Source organism: Bacillus sp. TE8-1 (assembly GCF_008368855.1).
Classification (GTDB): domain Bacteria; phylum Bacillota; class Bacilli; order Bacillales; family Bacillaceae_G; genus Bacillus_A; species Bacillus_A cereus.
Window position 1 is genome coordinate 1 of record NZ_QPET01000036.1, and the last position, 20,188, is coordinate 20,188.

Genomic DNA, 20,188 nt, shown 5'->3' on the forward strand with positions numbered 1-20,188 from the left:
AGGTTATCCGTTATATTTATAATGTGTTTATTTCAATTTATTGTATTGAAGCTCAGTTTTATATAATTATAAAGCAATCATCAAAATAAAATCTCCACTAGAGTAAATTTATTATTTTTTTGCGAAAATTATTATGCAGTTAAGAAAACTGTAATTTATTGAATTAGAAATATATTAGAATTTAGTTGAAGAAAGAGAGAGGGAATAAAATGAATATAGTGCACTTACGTCCTAAACAGCGGTCTAAGTATCGCATTATGCTAGGTAAGTGGTATTACTCTACAAAGAGGCACATTCAGTGGTTAGCAGACGGAAAAACATATGCAAAAAGGTTCCAACAAGAAAAGCTACCTTGTACAGCAATTCAGCACCAAACAATATTACTTCGTAAGCTCAAAGATGTAGATATGTGGTATCAACAGAATAAGGTTGTTAATTTGAAAATTGCTGTTAAAAAACTAAATGGTATCGTCATTAGACCGGGAGAAACATTTTCTTACTGGCGTTTAATAGGTAAGCCAACGAGGAAAAAAGGGTATGTAGAAGGTATGGTATTACACTACGGATCTTTTCAATCAGGTATTGGAGGAGGTCTTTGTCAGCTTTCAAATTTAATATATTGGATGACGCTACATACACCACTGACAGTAACCGAACGATATCGTCATAGCTTTGATGTCTTTCCTGATTCTAGGCGAACTCAACCGTTTGGGAGTGGGGCAACTTGTTCCTATAACTATTTGGATTTACAAATTAAAAATGAAACGGATCAACCGTATCAACTTCACCTTTATATGACAGATGAACATTTAGTTGGTGAATGGAGAACAGTCTATCCGCAACTTTATCAATATGAAGTGTATGAGAAAGAACACTCAATTCAACCTGCATACTGGGGCGGTTATATACGACATAATGTGATTCAACGTAAAGTATATAATCTACAGAAACAGTTAATAGAAGATCAATATGTAACAGAGAATCACGCTATAATGATGTACGAACCACTATTAGCTTGTAATAATGAGATTAGTGAGTAATATGGTAAACCATAGATTAAGTAGTATAGAAAATATTTAATTCTTATTTTTACTAAAAAAGTTCACTGTTATTTATAGGTGAGTTTGTTTTTCTATCTTATGTATTTCACCCTGCATAAAAAATATTTCTCAACATTTTATTTGTTGAAAAAGATTGAATATTCGTATTATAACGAATATTATGTTGTTATCGGCAAAAAACGATAATTTGCAGACACTGGGGAGGAAATACATTGAAAAAGAAAAAGAAATTAAAACCATTAGCGGTATTAACAACAGCAGCAGTACTAAGTAGTACGTTTGCTTTTGGAGGTCACGCAGCGTATGCTGAGACACCAACATCATCTCTACCAATAGATGAGCACTTAATACCGGAGGAGCGTTTGGCTGAAGCGCTAAAACAACGGGGGGTAATTGATCAATCTGCATCGCAAGCTGAGACGTCAAAGGCTGTCGAAAAATATGTTGAGAAAAAGAAAGGGGAAAACCCTGGGAAAGAAATCTTAACAGGAGATAGTCTTACGCAAGAAGCTTCTGATTTTATGAAAAAAGTAAAAGATGCAAAAATGAAGGAAAATGAACAGGCGCAGCAGCCTGAAGTAGGCCCGGTAGCTGGACAAGGTGCAGCATTGAACCCTGGGAAATTAAATGGAAAAGTACCTACTACATCAGCGAAGCAAGAAGAATACAATGGAGCTGTTCGAAAAGATAAAGTACTTGTTTTACTTGTAGAATTTAGCGATTTTAAGCATAACAATATTGATCAAGAGCCAGGATACATGTATTCTAAAGACTTTAATCGTGAACATTATCAAAAAATGTTATTTGGTGATGAACCATTTACTTTATTTGATGGATCGAAGATTAACACATTTAAGCAATATTATGAAGAACAATCTGGTGGTAGCTACACAGTTGATGGGACTGTAACAGAATGGCTTACTGTTCCAGGAAAAGCATCAGATTATGGTGCTGATGCAGGTACTGGGCATGATAACAAGGGGCCTTTAGGACCAAAAGATTTTGTGAAAGAAGCATTAAAAGCAGCGGTAGCAAAAGGAATCAATTTAGCAGACTATGACCAATTTGATCAATACGATCAAGATGGTGATGGAAATAAAAATGAGCCAGATGGCATTATTGATCATTTAATGGTTGTACATGCTGGCGTTGGTCAAGAAGCTGGCGGCGGTAAATTGAAAGATGATGCGATTTGGTCACATCGTTCAAAACTAGGTTCAAAACCATATGCAATTGATGGCACGAAATCTTCTGTTTCGAACTGGGGCGGAAAGATGGCTGCATATGATTATACAATCGAGCCTGAAGACGGGGCAGTTGGTGTGTTTGCACATGAGTATGGCCATGATTTAGGCTTACCAGATGAATATGATACAAAGTACTCAGGACAAGGTGAACCTGTTGAGTCATGGTCTATTATGAGTGGTGGTAGCTGGGCTGGAAAAATTGCAGGAACAGAGCCAACGAGTTTCTCACCACAAAATAAAGAGTTTTTCCAAAAGAATATGAAGGGGAACTGGGCGAATATCCTTGAAGTAGATTATGACAAACTTAGCAAAGGAATCGGTGTTGCGACATATGTAGATCAAAGTACTACAAAATCTAAACGACCTGGAATCGTTCGTGTTAACTTGCCAGACAAAGATATAAAAAATATCGAATCAGCGTTTGGTAAGAAGTTCTATTACAGTACAAAAGGAAATGACATTCATACAACACTTGAGACACCAGTATTTGACTTAACAAATGCAAAGGATGCTAAGTTCGATTATAAGGCATTTTACGAACTTGAAGCGAAGTATGATTTCCTTGACGTATATGCGATTGCAGAAGATGGAACGAAGACACGCATTGATAGAATGGGCGAAAAAGATGTAAAAGGCGGCGCGGATACAACTGATGGTAAGTGGGTTGATAAATCATACGATTTAAGCCAATTCAAAGGAAAAAAAGTAAAACTGCAATTTGAGTACTTAACAGATATTGCAGTAGCTTATAAAGGGTTTGCGTTAGATAATGCAGCATTAACTGTAGATGGAAAAGTTGTTTTCTCTGATGATGCAGAAGGTCAGCCAGCAATGACGTTAAAAGGCTTTACTGTGTCTAACGGATTTGAACAGAAAAAACATAATTACTATGTAGAGTGGAGAAATTACGCTGGTTCTGACACTGCGTTACAACATGCACGTGGCCCAGTATTTAATACAGGAATGGTTGTATGGTATGCGGATCAAAGCTTTACAGATAACTGGGTAGGCGTTCATCCAGGTGAAGGGTTCTTAGGAGTAGTAGATTCTCATCCAGAGGCAATTGTAGGGACATTAAACGGACAACCTACTGTGAAGAGCAGTACGCGTTACCAAATTGCCGATGCGGCATTCTCATTTGATCAAACACCAGCATGGAAAGTAAATTCACCAACTCGCGGTATCTTCGATTATAAAGGATTACCAGGAGTGGCAAAATTTGATGATTCTAAGCAATACATCAACAGCATTATTCCTGATGCAGGACGTAAGTTACCGAAACTAGGACTGAAGTTTGAAGTGGTAGGCCAAGCTGAAGACAAGTCTGCAGGTGCAGTGTGGCTTCATCGATAAAATAAGGTAAAACGAAGAGGAGCTGCGATAAGTCGGTGAAACTGACTTATCGCAGCTTTTTTCTTCTTGTGAAAAAACTTGCTGTTTTTTTATGTACTTATTGGAAAAATTCGAAGTTTCTTTTATAAATAAAATACTCCGCCTGTCCAATTATAGAAGCTGTTTTGGGCGTAAGTAATTTGTAAGTAATGAGTAAGAAAAAAGAGATTTTCATAGTATATAATATTTATTATAGCTACTTTTAACACCTGATACTAATAGTGTGCTATAATATGAATTAGCAACAAAAAGGAAAGGAATTAGAACAATGACCTTAGAAAATACTAAAAATTTAAAAAAACAAGTTGCTCCTTTTGAAAAATCAACGATTAAAAAAAGTGTTTGGCAACTGATCAACACAATCGTGCCATTTATTATTTTATGGTACCTTGCTTATAAAAGTTTGTCAGTTTCTTATTGGTTAACATTAGTTCCAGCACTGTTAGCCGCTGGATTTATGACAAGAATTTTCATTATTTTTCATGATTGCACCCATTATTCGTTCTTTAAAAGTCGACGTGCAAATAGAATAGTTGGAACGTGTATGGGTGTTTTAACATTATTCCCATTTGATCAGTGGGGGCATGAACATTCTATTCACCACGCTACAAGTGGTAATTTGGATAAGAGGGGTACAGGGGATATTTGGACGCTTACAGTTGATGAATATGTAGCTGCACCATTTAGACTTCGTTTAGCATATCGCTTATATCGCAATCCATTCGTTATGTTTGGATTAGGTCCGATTTATGTTTTCTTGCTTAAAAATAGATTTAACCGAAAAGGTGCAAGGCAGAAAGAACGTATGAATACTTATTTGACGAATATTATAATTGTTGCTGTAGTAGCTATACTTTGCTGGGCAATTGGGTGGCAATCGTTTCTGTTAGTACATGGTACTATATTCTTAATAGCAGGTTCAGTAGGGATTTGGCTGTTTTACGTACAGCACACATTTGAGGATTCTTATTTTGAAGAGGATAAAGATTGGGAATATGTGAAAGCGGCAGTGGAAGGAAGTTCTTTTTATAAGCTGCCTAAAATTTTGCAATTCTTAACTGGTAATATTGGATTCCATCATGTTCACCATTTAAGCCCAAGGGTACCTAACTATAAACTAGAAGAGGCACACAATAATACGCTTCCGTTAAAAAATGTACCAACGATTACGCTTGCTACAAGCTTACAATCACTACGTTTCCGTCTTTGGGATGAGAAAAGTAACAATTTTGTTAGCTTTAAAGATGTCAAAAATATAATTAAAAATAATGTTTCTGTTCGAGTGAAATCTGAACTATAATTGCATCGTATATAAAACTCCCCTTAATCATTTTCGATTTAAGGGGAGTTTGTGTTTAAAGAGTAGATGCCAGATAAGAGGGAAATTTACATAATTCAAATTGTAATTGAAGCAGATTAGGAATTGCTCGTACGTAAGTACAAATATAAGATGACAGTAAATGCATTATGTTAACAAATTCATAGTAAAAGGGGGGATCGTACAACATTATATCCAAAAATAAGAAAAGACTTGAACGAAAATTCCATTCATTTTTCTTGGTGTTCCGCATTCCATACACTTAAATAGGACGCATATTCTAATTCATCTGGATTCTCATGTAACATAGAAATGAATTCTAATTTGTTTCCATCACAATCTAGAAAGTATACACTTGCAGCAGGCATCCACCTTTGGACAATTGGCTCTTGATTTCCTTTTCCTTGACTTCCTATCACTGCTATTCCACGTTCCTCTAACCACGCTTTAGAAGTCATTAAAAACTCTAAATTTACACCAAAAGCAAAATGTCTCGGCTCAAAGTCTTCAATGTTATGTACTTCCCATAGTCCAAGCATTTGTTGTTTATTTTCTCCGACCCAAAAGAAAGCCACTCTTCTTTTGGAGAGTTTTCTTGCTAACGTTAATCCTAGCTTGTTTTGATAGAAATTTATCGCTTTTTCTAAATTTCTTACATGTAAATGAGTCTCGTATATGTTCTGTATCATTATGATCATTCCTTTCTTTCTTGGTAACTACCAGTTGAGTAATGAATGTAATTCTAATAATGTACAGCTATATCTGATATACCTATTTATTATTATATCGAAATTGAAATACGATAAATCCAACTGAGGTAGCAAGTTCAAATGAAAATTTTACTACTTTTGTAGGAGAAGAGAAAAATCCATTAAATTCAGGTGAACTCATATTTAAATAATAAAAAAAGACAACACATGAAGTGAAACGCCACGTGTTGTCTTTTTTGTATCGTACAATATTACGAAGTTTCGCTAATTTTAGTTTCACTTTGAGTGTTAGTTGCAATTCTTTTCTTAACTTTAAAGTGATAGTAAGTGTAGCAAAAGATGATAAATGGGACAGTGCAATAGATTCCAAGTCGTTGTTCTGGGATAAAAATAAGACTGATTAATATAATGCCATACAATCCAAAACCAAGAATTGGTACGAGTGGATAAAGTGGCGTTTTAAATTTTAAGTCTTCTAATTTTCCGCCGTCTGCTAAATAATGTTTGCGGAAAAAGAATTGAGAAACACAAATTGACATCCAAACAATAATGGTAATGACTCCGGAAATTGAAATGAGCCACAAGTAAACAGTTTCAGCAGCTACTACACTTGTCAAAAGAGAAAAAGCAGAAATAGCTATTGTCATGATTAAAGCGTTGAGAGGAATCCCACGTGATGATAATTTCTTTAAAAATGCTGGAGCCATTTCGTTTTTTGATAAAGACCAAAGCATTCGAGTAGCAGCGTATAGTCCTGAGTTTGCGACAGAAAGAACAGCAGTAAGAATAACAAAGTTCATAATATCAGCTGCATATGGAATACCGATATTATCAAAAACAGCAACGAATGGACTCTTTGTTAATCCAGCTTCTTCCCAAGGAATTAAAGCAACAAGAACAAAGATTGCTAAGACGAAGAAAAACATTGTGCGCCATATAATATTTCTAATAGAACGAGGTAAAGTTTTTGCTGGATCTTCACTTTCACCTGCTGCGATTCCGACAAGCTCTGTACCTTGGAAGGAATAATTGACTGTAACCATTGTTAATAGAATAGCTGCAAGTCCATTCGGAAATAAACCACCATGATTTACGAAATTTGAAAGAAGTGGAGCTGGTTCATCGCCTTTTAAATCAATAAAACCGAACATAGCGGCGCCACCAAGAATTATAAAAGCTATAATGGCAGATACTTTTATACTTGAAAACCAAAATTCTGTTTCTGCATAACTACGAGCAGATAATGCGTTAATAGTGAAGATGGTAACGCCAAATATTAAACACCAAACCCAAACAGGAATATCAGGAAACCAGCGCTGCATTGTAATACCGGCAGTTGTAAATTCAAGACCGGTCGTATTCGCCCAGCTTAACCAATACAACCATCCGATTGTAAAGCCAGTTGCAGGATTGATGAATTTAGTAGCATATTCCTGAAAAGAACCTGAAACAGGCATGGCTACAGCAAGTTCACCAAGACATAGCATAACGAAATACATTAATAATCCACCAGCAATAAAGGCAAGTACGGATCCACCAGGTCCAGCCTGACTTATAATAAAGCCAGATCCGTTAAATAACCCGGTTCCAATCACACCACCGAGTGCAATCATGAATAAGTGTCTACTTTTCATCGTACGTTTTAATTCATTGTTTGTATTGCTTACTTGCGCCATTGTTTTCCTCACTTTCGTAGTTGATAGAAGAATGTTTGATGTTTTTCCGTATTATGGAATGTATTCCGTGATGTGAAATCTTGTTATAATTTTCAGATAATTAAAAAGAAAAGTCAATATTTTTTTGTTTGCGTTTTCAATTCGTTGTTAGTGATATGTTTTTATTGTTAGAAAATTAAATAAATAGATTGATTTCATTTCGAATGTTTGCTAAATTGATAGTTAATTAAGCGTACTAACATATTACGAGTAAAGTTGAGGCGAGTTATGGTACAGTCCATTGATCGAGCGATAAGTATTATTAAATTATTGAATTCTACAAATGAAAAAGAGTATTGGGCTATTTCTGATATAGCTGATGGAACACATCTCCCGGTTAGTACAGTACATAGATTACTTAACTCTCTAATGGAGCATGGGTTAGTTACACAAATTACAGAGACAAAACAGTACAAAATTGGACCAATGTGGATGGAAATAGGGTTGCGTCAATTGGAGAAGGTAGACTACAGATCTGTTGCAAGAGAAGTGATGAAACGTTTGGCTTCTGAAGTGGAAGAAAGTGTCTATTTGAATATTCCAAACGGAACACATTCTATTATCATTGAAAGAATTGATAGTCCTTTAAAAATTCGAGTTATCGATAATCTAGGAGAACAAATTCCACTTTCAATTGGTGCTGCAAATAAAACGATGCTTGCCAATATGAAAACGAATGAAATGGAACATATTGTAGAGTATTTACTTCCTTCATTACCAGAACAAAAGCAAATTCTTCTTAATCAAATAAAGCAAATAAAAAATGAAGGATATGCTGTCAGTTATGGTGAAAAAACAGAAGGGACAGCTTCAGTAGCTGCACCTATTATCGGATTTAATCATAAAGTAGTAGGAGCATTAAGTGTTGGGTTAATTAGTCATCGTATTAATGATGATCGACTATCTTTTCTTATTAGCAAGGTAAAACAAGCGGCTCATGAAATATCAATAAAAATCGGCAGTACATCAGAACTATAATTTTGATAGCTGTCGTCATTTTTTATTCATATAATGGAATTAGTTTTCATAATGCGGAAAATAGGGGGGTTTATATGTCAAAGTGGCAATCAAAAGAACAATTGGTTCAATTATTAAGCAGTCTTGTTGAAATTCCTAGTATTACCGGTTCCGAAGCTGAAGTAATATTGCCAGACTTTGTTGTGGAACAATTATCTGACTTACAGTATTTCAAACAAAAACCGCACCATTTGCAAAAAAATCCGACAGGGGACGGACGATATTTTGTTACAGCACTAGTAAAGAAAAGCGATAGTACAAAAAATACTGTAATTCTAGTAAGTCACTTTGATGTTGTAGATGTACAAGATTACGGAATGTGGAAAGAAGATGCATTTAATCCTAAAAAGTTAACATCTATGTTTTATTCTCATAAAGATGAACTTCCAGACCATGTACGTGAAGATATAGAACATGGAGAATGGCTGTTTGGTAGAGGAACAATGGATATGAAATGCGGCCTCGCATTACAAATGGCAATGATTGAGCAAGCTTGCGAAGAAAGATTTGATGGGAATGTTCTTTTATTGGCTGTACCAGATGAAGAAGTAAATTCTGTAGGGATGAGGGCCGCTGTTCCGAGACTGTTAGATTTAGCAAGAGAGCATAACTTAGATTATAAAACGGTCTTAAACTCAGAGCCTATGTTTTCAAGACATCCTGGTGACCAAAATAAGTATATTTACACTGGCTCTATTGGTAAAGTGTTACCTGGTTTTCTTTGCTACGGAAAAGAGACACATGTAGGTGAACCTTTTGCAGGGGTAAATGGGAGTTATATGGCTTCATTAATAACAGCAGAATTAGAGTTAAACACAGACCTTTGTGATATTGTAGAAGGGGAAGCGAGTCCCCCGCCAACTAACTTACTTCAAAGGGACTTAAAAGAGGATTATTCTGTACAAATTCCGCATCGTGCAGTTACATTATTTAATTTGTTTTTATTAGAAAAATCAATGACAGATGTAGTTGCATTGTTACGTCAAAAAGTAACGAAAGTAGCAGAGAAAATAGAAGAGTCGTATGAAAAACATGCATATTGTTTTTCTAAATATAATCCATTTATACCACCTAATCTCAAAGTAAATGTATTAACTTATGAAGAGCTTATCACATATGCAATTGAGCAACATGGACGAGAAAAAATAAATCATATTCAATCTAATATTATAAAAAATAGAGGAGATAAAGATGATCGTGCGGTAACCATTGATTTAGTAGATAAATTAGCGATTTTATGTAAAGAAAAGGCACCGATGATTGTACTTTTCTTCGCTCCGCCGTACTATCCAGCTGTGAGTTCACGCAACAATCCTTTAATAAAAGAGGTAGTTGTAGAAATGGAAAAGTATGCACACTACAATCATAAAATTACATTTGAAAACCAAAATTATTTTGGGGGGATTTCAGATTTAAGTTATGTAGGCTTGCAGTATCCACTGGATTCAATGAGTTCGCTTGTAGACAATATGCCATTATGGGATAAAGGTTATTCAATTCCGCTTCAGCAATTAGAAGAGTTTGATGTTCCAGTATTAAATATGGGGCCGGTAGGAAAAGATGCACATCAATGGACAGAACGTCTAGATGTAAACTACGCATTTGAAACGCTATTAGATATGTTACCGAAATGCATTGAAAAATTATTAGTTTCTAATAAAATTACACAATCATAGTAGGGAATAGGTAAGGGATAAAACAGAACCTGTAAAGAAGATTTGAATGAAATTATTTTAATATAATTAAAACTGAAACGGCCAAACTCAAGTATATATGAGTTTGGCCGTTTATCATGTAGTGAATTTCTAATTAAATTCATATGAATTCATAGCTAACGCGATCTCTTTTACAGTTTTACTTTTTAGTTTGACCAGATAGTTCAACAGACTTTTGCGTACAACGCTGCATAGCTGAAATAATCGCTGTTCTCAGTCCTTTTTCCTCTAATGTTGCTACAGCTTCTATTGTCGTTCCGCCAGGAGAACAAACCATATCTTTCAATTCACCTGGATGTATTCCTGTTTCTAGTACCATTTTTGCAGAGCCTAACACAGCTTGAGCAGCGAATTTATATGCTTGATTTCTTGGCATACCATCTAGTACAGCAGCATCTGCCATCGCTTCTATAATCATATATACATAAGCTGGTGAAGAACCACTTACAGATGTTACAACATCCATTAATTTTTCACTTACGATCTCTGTTTGACCAAAACTATTGAAAATGTTTAGTACATCTTCTAAATCTTTTTCTGTCACCATTTCATTAGGGCATAATGCAGACATTCCCTCTCCAACAAGAGCAGGAGTATTAGGCATTACTCTTACAACCTTTACTTTTTTATTAAAGGCATTTTCAGTACTTTCAATACTTTTCCCAGCAGCGATCGTTACGATGATAGCATCGTTTTTGATTACTTCTTTTATTTCATTAATTATTGACGCGTATAGGTCTGGTTTGATTGATAAAATTAAAATATCAGCATTTTTAGCTACTTCATTGTTGTCGGTAGTTGTAGTTAGTCCATATTTTTCACTAGCATTTTTTAAATTAGCAGTGTTTAAATCTGAACAAATAATTTGATTTGAAGACACTATATTTTTGTTTATCATTCCGCCAATCATAGCCATCCCCATATTTCCGCAACCGATGAATCCAATTTGTTTATCCATAATAACTCAATTTTGCTCCTTTTATAATCAATTATATCGGTTTGATATTATTTTCTTAGAATAAGAATAACATCCCTGTGCAATATAAAGAAACATTCTAAGAGAATATATTCCTTTTTGCAACACTAAAAGATAAAAATTAATTATATTCGACATTATGTAAATATATACACTATAATGTAAGGTTTTATGTTTATGAATATGAGTTAAACTTATATCATTTTGTATTTTCATTCAGTAGGGAGATAATTTCATACAAATAACTGCGGCTCTATTTATTTTTAAAAATACCTCTTGACACCGAATCGAACTATATCGCATAATATAAAAAAATTAGATTGAAAATCGTTGAAGGGAACTAGTACATATGTCTTCTTGCGAAAGAGAGTGGAATTCACCGGCTGAAAGATTCCTCGTATAGAATATATCGAACCTATCCCTGAGTCTTAAATGAAAGTTTAGGCGTTCGCCTGCGTTATAGGCACCAAGTGGATATCTATGTATATCAATTAAGGTGGTACCGCGGAACAATGACCGTTTCGTCCTTTTTATTTTATTAAGGGCGAAGCGGTCATTTTTATTTTGCTCTTAAATACTTCATTGCAGTATTGATGAGAATAGATATAGTTACAAAGTGAATGAAGTGTAATTTATAAAAAACTTTGATTTTAGACTTGGGGGATAAAAAAGTGAAAAAACAACGAGTTGTTGTAAAGATTGGGAGTAGTTCCTTGGCAGATAGTCACGGAGGCATCTCTACAGAACAGCTTTCAGATCACGTTGCCGCATTGGCTCGGTTGAAAGAAGATGGGCACGAGGTTGTGTTAATTACATCTGGAGCCGTCGCTGCAGGTTTTTCAGCGCTAGGATATCCTAGCAGACCTGTAACGATTAAAGGGAAACAGGCTGCAGCAGCTGTCGGACAAAGTTTGTTAATGCAGGCGTACACCGAGGAATTCCGTAAATATGGCATCGTTACTGCGCAACTTTTGCTGACGAGAAGTGATTTTTCTAGAAAAGAACAATATAGTAATGCTTACGCTACGTTAGGAGAATTATTAAACCGCTCCGCTCTTCCAATTATTAATGAAAATGATTCCATCTCCTTAGAGGAGCTGACGTTCGGTGATAATGATATGCTGTCAGCTTTAGTAAGCGGGCTTGTTTCGGCGGATATGCTCATGATCTTTACGGATGTGAACGGGTTATATGACAAAAATCCTCAGAAAAATGCGGATGCAAAAAAATATTATTTTCTTCCTGAAGTTACGGAAGAAATTTCTTCTCTTGCAGGAGATGCTGGCTCAAAACTTGGGACTGGCGGTATGAAATCAAAAATCGATGCTGCAAAGACAGCGCTCTCTCTTGGTGTGAGTGTATTTATCGGAACAGGACGTGGACAGGAAAAGCTTGTAGATGTTTTGAAGGGTAAGGGTGATGGAACGTATGTTGGTAATGCTCCTCAAAAAGAAATGAAGATGAACAAGCAATGGATTGCCTTACATTCGCTTGTTAGCGGACAAATTGAAGTAGATGCTGGGGCAGCTACTGCCATCATTCAGCATGGTAAGAGTTTACTTCCAGCTGGTGTTACGAATGTATCAGGATTTTTCCAAGTGGGTGAAGTTGTAGAGGTTGTAACGCAACAAGGGCGCGTAATAGGAAAAGGACAATGCACATATAGTGCAGAGGAACTAAGAGATGTAAAAGGTATGCAAAGCCAAGATATTCAAGTAAGAGGCGAGAGACATAGTTATGAAGTCATCCATAGGGATCATTGGGTTTCACTTTAAAAAGGAGGAAATAAAAATGAATGAAGTGTTGGCAAAGGGGATAAAAGCAAAAGAGGTTGCTAGAGAGCTTGTGCTTAAATCTACAGAGCAAAAAAACGAAGCACTTTCCGCAATAGCTGATCAGTTAATATTAGAAACAGCTTATATTTTAGAAGAAAACAAGAGGGATATTGAAGAAGGTAAGGCAAAAGGATTTTCTGATTCACTCCTTGATCGTCTTCTGCTAACTGAAAATCGTATTATTGATATGACAGAGGGGATTAAGCAGCTAATTGAATTACGTGATCCTGTAGGAGAATGTGTAAGTGCATGGGAAAGGCCAAATGGACTATCTATTCAGGAGATGCGCGTACCACTTGGTGTTGTCGGAATGATTTATGAGGCAAGACCGAATGTAACTGTTGATGCTGCTACAATTTGTTTAAAAACAGGAAACGCAGTAATACTACGTGGTAGTTCTTCTGCTATTCATTCTAACAAAGCCATCGTTAGCGTTATTCACCGGGCGCTTAAGCAGACTAGCTTGCCTTCAGAAAGTGTACAGCTCATAGAAGATACAACGAGAGATAGTGCAAAACAGTTGTTTACATTGAACGAGTACTTGGATGTTCTTATACCAAGAGGCGGTAAACAATTAATTGATACAGTAGTGAGGGAAGCGTCTGTTCCAGTACTTGAAACAGGTGCGGGGAATTGTCATATTTTCATTGATGAAACAGCGGATAAACAAATGGCATTTGATATTATTATAAACGCAAAAACGCAGCGTCCATCTGTATGTAATGCAATTGAAACGATTGTACTTCATGAGAAGTGGGCAGAGCAATATGGTAGCGAGTTGTTTTCTTCCTTGAAGGAAAGAGGAGTGGAGCTACGTGGTGATAATAAAGCAGTGGAGATTGATCCTTCTATCTTACTTGCGACAGAAGAAGACTGGGAAACTGAGTTTTTATCTCTCACACTAGCAGTGAAAGTGGTTTCCACTGTTGAAGAAGCGATTCATCATATAAATACGTATGGATCTATGCATTCTGAAGCAATTATTACTGAAAACGAGGAAAACGTCAGCAAGTTTTTTACTTCTGTAGATGCCGCGGCACTTTATCATAATGCATCGACTCGTTTTACAGATGGATCCGAATTTGGATTCGGAGCGGAAATTGGTATCAGTACACAAAAGTTACACGTAAGAGGACCAATGGGGCTTCCAGCATTAACTTCTACAAAATATGTGATTCGTGGAAATGGGCAAATTCGAAAATAATAATAAAAGACACTCAATTGGCTTGGGTGTCTTTTATTATAAAAATTAATTACCATACAAATAGCCCAACGAGCATAGCACTTAATAAAGAAACAGCCATCCCGCTAACAAGAAGCTTCCAAACATTTTTACCGATGACTGATGATTTTTCTCCGCCAAATAATGAATTGTAAGTTCCGTAAATCATACCTACTGTACTAAAGTTAGCAAAAGAAGCTAGAAATGTCGTTGCAACCGCAACCGTATGCGGTTGTAGCGACTTTAAGTTTGATTTTAAATCCATCATTGCAACAAATTCATTCGTCGTTATTTTGATCCCCATTAATTCAGCTACATACATAGCATCACTGCCTGATAAACCGAGTAAAAATGCAAAAGGACTAAAGATAATGGAGAAGATTTTTTGGATTGTTAACCCCGTTACAAAAAATCCTAAAATCCCATTTAAACATGCTGTTAAAGCTACATAACCAATTACCATAGCTAAAATAACGATAACCATATTCATCCCAACTAACATACTGTTTGAAATAGTAGAAAAGAAATCCTTTTTTTCATGTTTTGAAGGTGTGTAAACAACGTCTTCTTCTTTCGAAACTTCCACAGGATTTAATACATTGGCTAAAATTAATGCGTTAATACAGTTTAATGGGATTGCGCTGAAAATATATGTTGCTGGAACCATTGATAAATAAGCACCAAGAATGGATCCGCTAACGCTACTCATACTCATAATTCCAAAAGTTAATAATCGATTTTCTTTTAAAACAGATAATTGATCCCGAACAACCGCAAGTGCTTCGGTGTTTCCTAAAAACATCATTTGAATCGAAAAGAAACTTTCTAACTTTGGTAAACGAGAAATCTTTGAAATAACTGCACCTACTTTATCAATAATCCAAGTTAAGATTCCGAAATAAGAAAGAATATCGAAAAAAGTAATAACAAAAATGATAGGAAGTAACGCACTAAAGAAGAAATCAATGTGCTGACTTTCCATAGCTGAAGGAAATGCAAATCGAATACCTTCATTCGCACATGCTAGTAGCCAACTGAAAAATGACGCAATTTTATTAATGATAATACTGCCGAGCTTTGTGCCTAACATAAACCACGTAATAAAAAGCTCCAATAGGATGAGAATTACAATTGGTCTCCATTTTATATGTTTTTTATTAGGCGAACATAAGAAAATGATTAATATGACAACGAAAATCCCTAACATATTCAATATGAAATACATGTCAACAACTCCTTGAGAGTTATTATTTGTATATAAAAAAGCATCTATTCTTCCAAATTTGGATTATGATTAGAAGTTATGAAGCATGTAAGTTATGTTAGGAATCAATGTATTTTAATTTGCTTTATTTTGAGCAATCGTAGTAATTATCGAACAATTAGCTGTTTTCAATTGTTTTGTTGGATATTAAACGTATGAGATTTTAAACATCGTTTATTCCGGATTAACGAGCAGTAAGATTTTTACCTCAAAATTCAAGGAAAGCAAAGAAGTGAGGTGGGGATGGGCTGCCCGCAAAATCCCGATTGGTAAGAGCTGATTAAAATTTCACTTTATAAATAAGAACGGTGAGTTGGCCATGAACCTTGAAGTTTCCGAAGCTGTATAATTTGTCCTGTATGATAAGCATCATGCAAAAGGATATTCATATATTGTTGCCAAACTGGTAGAGAAGGACTTAGTTGATCTAGTTCTGCTTCTTGAAGGGCGGTTAATGAAGATTGTAAGGCATCATGTACTTGAAGCGTTCGCTTTACGGTTTGCTGCCAAGCGGCATCATCATTAGGTCCACCTTGGATAAACGTCTCATCATTATTTTGTGGAGCAACAAATGTGTCGTCTTCATGTAAGCGGGAAAGTAGGCGTTCTTTAAAGATTAATAAATGGTTCACATTTTCCCAAATCGTATTACTGGCAGCACCTTCTGGTTGCCAACATGCTTGTTCAACCGTAAGATTCTTTAACGCTTCTGATATTGGTGGGTACCATTCTTCTTCGTAAAAAACTTGTTGGACTCTATTTTGCAACATTTCTTTTCTTCCCATTCGTATAGCCTCCTGTTCATTTTTCTTCATAAAACCAATTCTCTTTTCTCTTCAATAAACCTTTTCTATAGTTGCACAAGAGGGTGAAAGACAACTTATAACAGAGCCATTAAAAAACTTCTTTTTAATATGATACTTAATAATCAAGGCTTTAATTAAGTCAGAATGAAAAAGAGTATAAACCTTTCTCTATTTGCTCATTGATTAGAGTTTTTTTGAAGTCGCAAAATAATTCTAAAAATATAGAAGGTTAAATTCGATAAAAATAGAATTTAATATATAGCAAACAAGGAGGGGATAAAAATGGAGGTCTATCACATAACGAGTAGAAAGAGGGAAACTTATAACGTTCAAGTGAAATATTCGATACTTTTCGAATGTGCGCTTGGCATTGCAGCAATTACTCATAAGAGGTTAATTGATACACTTGAAAAGAGTCAAAATGAATGGGAAGAAATTAAGAAATCATTAACAGAAGAAATGAGAGAGCACTTACAATTTGTCGAAGAAAATAATACGTGGAAAGCATTGCTTCAGTTGTTGTATGAAGAAGACATACAGGGTGTATCGCAGTTTCATGCTAAAATCGATTCACTTTCAGAAGAAGATTTGAAGTATACATGCTTACCGTTTTTAGGGGAGAAATATGAGAAAAAAAGACGTTTAGCCGCAAGTAGAGATGGAACTGCAATACATGAGCTAAAGGAATTAACACATGATCATCATTTTTTCTCTACGTACATTCGCTTTATATGTGATGTAGATGTACAAGTGCTGAAATCTCATTTAATCGCTGTAATGACAGGGTGGTATGAGAGTGTAATTAAGAGTGAGGAAGAAGAAATACTTTCTATATTAAAACGAGATTATGAAGCAAAAAATGAAATGAATAAAAAGATGAAGCCGGAAGAGTTTGTCGAGTGGGCGACTGGCGGAGTGAACTATATGCCAGAGCCAAGTGTTCATCACGTACTTCTTATTCCGCAAATGACGTACAGACCGTGGAATATTGAAGCAGATATTGATGATACGAAAGTATTTCATTATCCAGTTGCGAATGAAAGTATTCATCCTGAAGATCCGTATGAACCGAATTATTTTTTAGTTCAAAAACATAAGGCTCTTGGAGATGAAGCGAGATTGCGAATTGTAAAAATGTTGTTTGAAAAAGAACGTACATTACAGGAAATAACGGAAAGATTGCAACTCGGTAAATCGACTGTACACCATCATTTGAAATTGTTACGTGCAGCGAAGTTAGTTGATATACATGACGGAAAATATGTATTAAGAAAGAAAGCAGTACAGTCTTTAGCGAAAGAATTAGATATGTTTTTGAATAGATAATTAACAACGAGAATGTACATAAAGGGAGGAATATAAAAGAAAAGTTGGTGTGTGAAATTGAAAAATATATTGAAAAATCGTTCGTTCTTTTTTATGTGGATTGGTAGTGCAATCTCTGAATTAGGAGGGGCTTTCGGAACGTTATGTAATTCAATTCTAGTATATGAGTTAACAGGATCAGAAATGGCTTTAAGTAGTATGTGGTTATTATATTTCATCCCATCACTCATACTGCAATTAATCAGCGGCCCATTTATTGATAAATGGAGCCGGAAGTGGATTATGATTTTTTCACAATGGATACGAGCGTCCGTATTTTTATTACCTTTGGTGATGCTAGTTTCGGGTAGTATAGAAGTTTGGCACATTTATGTTGTTCAAATTGTAGTGGGACTTATTACACCACTTTATACACCTGCAAGTCAAGCAATTACACCGAGCATTGTAGGGAAAGAACAACTTCAAGATGCAAATGCGTACATTGATGGAATGACTCGCCTTATGATGTTTCTTGCGCCAGTATTAGGCGGAGTAGTCATTCATTTCATTGGAACAGAACTTACATTATCTTTCGTATGCATTTGTTTATTTGTTAGTGGTGCTTTCTTACTTTATATAAAAGAAAATAGAACGTCGCAACCTATTCGGAAAACGTGGCTTGGACAGTTTCTTCACGGTTTTACATATTTTTTTACAAAACCAATCATCGTTTGGCTCGGTATATTTCTTACTTTCGTGCAATTTGGAGTTGGGGTAACGATGGTTACAAATCTTCCTTATATAAAAGACGAGCTGTCAGCGGGATATGCGGAATTTGGTTATTTTATGGCCGGATTCCCACTTGGCTATGTAGTTGGATCTATACTAGTCGGAAAAGTAACATATAAAAGCAGGCGTATACTTATGCTTGGAGGATTGTTTATCGGGGGACTCACATACATTTCGCTAGGTTTTAACCACAGTATTGTAATGGCGGTAATAATTGAAATAGTTGCAGGTGTTTGTATTGCATTTTTCAATGTTTATAACACAACGATATGCCAACAATCAGTTCCGAACAATATGATAGGACAAATATTTTCGGTGCGATTATTTTTCATACGATCCGCTATGCCGTTAGGTGTGTTAGTAGGGGGCATATTGAGTGAAATGTGGGGAGTAAGAGCACTATACTTTATTATCGGTTCAATTATATGTGTCACTTCTTTAATCGGAATCTTATTCCCATATTTCAAATTTTTAGATGAGGCGATAGAAGAGAAAACAGCATAATTCGAAAAATTTAAACTTTATAATTGAAAATAATTATCATAATCAACTATAATAGTAGTATTCGTATTACAATGAAGGAGTGGGATATATGTTTATCGAAACGAAAACATTTACAGTAAAAGAAGGTACATCAAATATAGTTGTAGAACGTTTTACTGGAGAAGGTATTATTGAAAAATTTGAAGGCTTTATTGACTTAAGTGTTCTTGTGAAAAAAGTAAGACGCGGCGACGAAGAAGTAGTCGTTATGATTCGCTGGGAATCTGAAGAAGCATGGAAAAACTGGGAAACAAGTGAAGAACACTTAGCTGGACATAGAGCGGGCCGTGGTAAACCAAAACCAGATCATATCATTAATGTGGATCACGCAGTTTATTATGTGAAATCATCAAAAGCGGCTTATCAGCAGTCGTAATATACAAGCAGAGGATACATGTTGTAGAAGCAATCATGTATCCTCTTTTTTATTACTGGGGGGATGGGAATGATAGAAAAACTTGCATTCATTACATATGAACAACATAAAAAATTAGTGCAAACAATAGTAGCGGAAGTCTTATCTATGGAAAAGGTAAATGGATTCATGCTAATTGGATCTGTTGCAAGAGGCGATGCATATCCTGAATCTGATTTAGACTTCTATATTCTTTTAGAAGACGGACAAAAGAAGAAATTTCATTCTGAAATGAGAGAAGATATTTTAGTTGAATATAAGGGTGCAGATTTTAATCAAATTCAAGTAAACTTTAAAAACAATCCGATGGAACTATACTCATTTCTAGAAGGGAAAATTTTGTTTGATAAAAGCGGTGAGTTAAAAAAGTTAAAGGAAATAGCTACATATGAATTTGAAAACTATCGTGTTTCAAGTGACAAAATGAAGGGCATTTCTCATTGGTTGCATAGTTCGCTTATTAAAATTCAATCTGCTTTAAAAGCAAATGATGAGTTAAAAGCTTCATACTTAGTTCATACGTCAACTTGGACATTGTTAGAAGGGATATGGGCTATTAATAATAAGCCAGTACCGCCAGCGGGATCTGCTTTAAGGTATATTCAAACGTTGCCGAATAAGCCAATTCATTTAGATGAGTTACTTAATAAGCTATTTTTAGGTGATACAACAGAGCGCATCCCTTCAGCAATTTTCCTGGTTGAGTGGGTTCTACACAATCTGGAAAATAAATAATGAGACTATTTTATATAGGTACATTAATATTTCACGTCGAACGGTTTATATAATTGCAGTCATAAAAAACGTTCTAGGCTATGGAGAAAAGTATTAGACTTATAAAGCATAGTCTTAGACGGA

Annotated in this window: 16 protein-coding genes and 1 other annotated feature; of the genes, 11 read left to right on the forward strand and 5 right to left on the reverse strand. The window is 35.4% G+C overall.

Translation table 11 applies throughout. The features are described 5' to 3' along the window. Positions 1-209: 209 nt before the first annotated feature. The 3 genes from DN404_RS27385 to desA all read left to right on the forward strand — a co-directional run bounded on the left by DN404_RS27385 (position 210) and on the right by desA (position 5,000). On the forward strand, positions 210-1,040 hold the full coding sequence (locus DN404_RS27385; protein WP_001028236.1) for a VanW family protein: 831 nt from the start codon (positions 210-212) through the stop codon (positions 1,038-1,040). A gap of 233 nt (positions 1,041-1,273) precedes the next feature. After that, the gene (locus DN404_RS27390) at positions 1,274-3,661 is read left to right on the forward strand and encodes an immune inhibitor A domain-containing protein (protein WP_000727446.1); all 2,388 of its coding nucleotides are present in this window, start codon (positions 1,274-1,276) and stop codon (positions 3,659-3,661) included. A gap of 307 nt (positions 3,662-3,968) precedes the next feature. Continuing rightward, the gene (gene desA, locus DN404_RS27395) at positions 3,969-5,000 is read left to right on the forward strand and encodes a Delta(5) desaturase DesA (RefSeq protein ID WP_000171504.1); all 1,032 of its coding nucleotides are present in this window, start codon (positions 3,969-3,971) and stop codon (positions 4,998-5,000) included. A gap of 248 nt (positions 5,001-5,248) precedes the next feature. Here the strand turns inward: desA and DN404_RS27400 are convergent, their stop codons facing one another. Together DN404_RS27400 and DN404_RS27410 are read right to left on the reverse strand one after the other, a co-directional pair. Further along, complete coding sequence (locus tag DN404_RS27400) at positions 5,249-5,707, reverse strand: VOC family protein (protein ID WP_025687456.1); 459 nt, start codon at positions 5,705-5,707, stop codon at positions 5,249-5,251. 272 nt (positions 5,708-5,979) lie between these two features. Further along, the gene (locus tag DN404_RS27410) at positions 5,980-7,404 is read right to left on the reverse strand and encodes an amino acid permease (RefSeq protein WP_149215707.1); all 1,425 of its coding nucleotides are present in this window, start codon (positions 7,402-7,404) and stop codon (positions 5,980-5,982) included. 267 nt (positions 7,405-7,671) lie between these two features. Between DN404_RS27410 and DN404_RS27420 the strand changes: the two genes are divergently transcribed. Beyond that, complete coding sequence (locus tag DN404_RS27420; RefSeq protein WP_000250758.1) at positions 7,672-8,421, forward strand: IclR family transcriptional regulator; 750 nt, start codon at positions 7,672-7,674, stop codon at positions 8,419-8,421. A 74-nt stretch (positions 8,422-8,495) separates the two neighbouring features. Further along, complete coding sequence (locus tag DN404_RS27425; RefSeq protein WP_149215708.1) at positions 8,496-10,136, forward strand: M20/M25/M40 family metallo-hydrolase; 1,641 nt, start codon at positions 8,496-8,498, stop codon at positions 10,134-10,136. A 178-nt stretch (positions 10,137-10,314) separates the two neighbouring features. Here DN404_RS27425 and proC read toward each other — a convergent pair whose 3' ends face one another. Continuing rightward, complete coding sequence (proC, locus tag DN404_RS27430) at positions 10,315-11,133, reverse strand: pyrroline-5-carboxylate reductase (protein WP_000360725.1); 819 nt, start codon at positions 11,131-11,133, stop codon at positions 10,315-10,317. Positions 11,134-11,472: 339 nt separating this feature from the next. Continuing rightward, positions 11,473-11,683, forward strand: a binding site (T-box leader). A 139-nt stretch (positions 11,684-11,822) separates the two neighbouring features. Here proC and proB point away from each other — a divergent pair. Together proB and DN404_RS27440 are read left to right on the forward strand one after the other, a co-directional pair. Next, positions 11,823-12,926: a glutamate 5-kinase gene (gene proB, locus DN404_RS27435; protein ID WP_048534748.1), complete on the forward strand. Its 1,104-nt coding sequence runs from the start codon at positions 11,823-11,825 to the stop codon at positions 12,924-12,926. 16 nt (positions 12,927-12,942) lie between these two features. Continuing rightward, entirely contained in the window at positions 12,943-14,190 is a 1,248-nt protein-coding gene (locus DN404_RS27440) for a glutamate-5-semialdehyde dehydrogenase (RefSeq protein ID WP_149215709.1), read from the forward strand. A gap of 49 nt (positions 14,191-14,239) precedes the next feature. On the opposite strand, the gene DN404_RS27445 is transcribed toward DN404_RS27440, so the two are convergent. Together DN404_RS27445 and DN404_RS27450 are read right to left on the reverse strand one after the other, a co-directional pair. Then, the gene (locus tag DN404_RS27445; protein ID WP_000273596.1) at positions 14,240-15,433 is read right to left on the reverse strand and encodes a NupC/NupG family nucleoside CNT transporter; all 1,194 of its coding nucleotides are present in this window, start codon (positions 15,431-15,433) and stop codon (positions 14,240-14,242) included. A gap of 332 nt (positions 15,434-15,765) precedes the next feature. Next, positions 15,766-16,257 (reverse strand): DinB family protein, encoded by a 492-nt coding sequence (locus DN404_RS27450; RefSeq protein WP_149215710.1) that lies wholly within the window; start codon positions 16,255-16,257, stop codon positions 15,766-15,768. A 303-nt stretch (positions 16,258-16,560) separates the two neighbouring features. Here DN404_RS27450 and DN404_RS27455 point away from each other — a divergent pair, with 303 nt between their 5' ends. From DN404_RS27455 to DN404_RS27470, 4 genes are all read left to right on the forward strand, one after another. Beyond that, positions 16,561-17,604 carry an ArsR/SmtB family transcription factor gene (locus tag DN404_RS27455; protein WP_016077529.1) on the forward strand — a complete coding sequence of 348 codons (1,044 nt, stop codon included), beginning with the start codon at positions 16,561-16,563 and terminating at the stop codon, positions 17,602-17,604. 51 nt (positions 17,605-17,655) lie between these two features. Continuing rightward, the gene (locus DN404_RS27460; RefSeq protein ID WP_149215711.1) at positions 17,656-18,876 is read left to right on the forward strand and encodes an MFS transporter; all 1,221 of its coding nucleotides are present in this window, start codon (positions 17,656-17,658) and stop codon (positions 18,874-18,876) included. Positions 18,877-18,964: 88 nt separating this feature from the next. Continuing rightward, on the forward strand, positions 18,965-19,291 hold the full coding sequence (gene hmoA / locus DN404_RS27465; protein ID WP_000469496.1) for a heme-degrading monooxygenase HmoA: 327 nt from the start codon (positions 18,965-18,967) through the stop codon (positions 19,289-19,291). A gap of 69 nt (positions 19,292-19,360) precedes the next feature. Next, positions 19,361-20,065: a nucleotidyltransferase family protein gene (locus tag DN404_RS27470; RefSeq protein WP_000570640.1), complete on the forward strand. Its 705-nt coding sequence runs from the start codon at positions 19,361-19,363 to the stop codon at positions 20,063-20,065. Positions 20,066-20,188 lie beyond the last annotated feature (123 nt).

Excerpts from the sequence above, each read along its gene's own strand:
- DN404_RS27385 (WP_001028236.1), top strand. The coding sequence starts at position 210 with ATGAATATAGTGCACTTACGTCCTAAACAGCGGTCTAAGTATCGCATT.
- desA (WP_000171504.1), top strand. The coding sequence starts at position 3,969 with ATGACCTTAGAAAATACTAAAAATTTAAAAAAACAAGTTGCTCCTTTT.
- DN404_RS27400 (WP_025687456.1), bottom strand. The coding sequence starts at position 5,707 with ATGATACAGAACATATACGAGACTCATTTACATGTAAGAAATTTAGAA.
- DN404_RS27410 (WP_149215707.1), bottom strand. The coding sequence starts at position 7,404 with ATGGCGCAAGTAAGCAATACAAACAATGAATTAAAACGTACGATGAAA.
- DN404_RS27420 (WP_000250758.1), top strand. The coding sequence starts at position 7,672 with ATGGTACAGTCCATTGATCGAGCGATAAGTATTATTAAATTATTGAAT.
- DN404_RS27425 (WP_149215708.1), top strand. The coding sequence starts at position 8,496 with ATGTCAAAGTGGCAATCAAAAGAACAATTGGTTCAATTATTAAGCAGT.
- proC (WP_000360725.1), bottom strand. The coding sequence starts at position 11,133 with ATGGATAAACAAATTGGATTCATCGGTTGCGGAAATATGGGGATGGCT.
- DN404_RS27440 (WP_149215709.1), top strand. The coding sequence starts at position 12,943 with ATGAATGAAGTGTTGGCAAAGGGGATAAAAGCAAAAGAGGTTGCTAGA.
- DN404_RS27445 (WP_000273596.1), bottom strand. The coding sequence starts at position 15,433 with ATGTATTTCATATTGAATATGTTAGGGATTTTCGTTGTCATATTAATC.
- DN404_RS27450 (WP_149215710.1), bottom strand. The coding sequence starts at position 16,257 with ATGGGAAGAAAAGAAATGTTGCAAAATAGAGTCCAACAAGTTTTTTAC.
- DN404_RS27455 (WP_016077529.1), top strand. The coding sequence starts at position 16,561 with ATGGAGGTCTATCACATAACGAGTAGAAAGAGGGAAACTTATAACGTT.
- hmoA (WP_000469496.1), top strand. The coding sequence starts at position 18,965 with ATGTTTATCGAAACGAAAACATTTACAGTAAAAGAAGGTACATCAAAT.
- DN404_RS27470 (WP_000570640.1), top strand. The coding sequence starts at position 19,361 with ATGATAGAAAAACTTGCATTCATTACATATGAACAACATAAAAAATTA.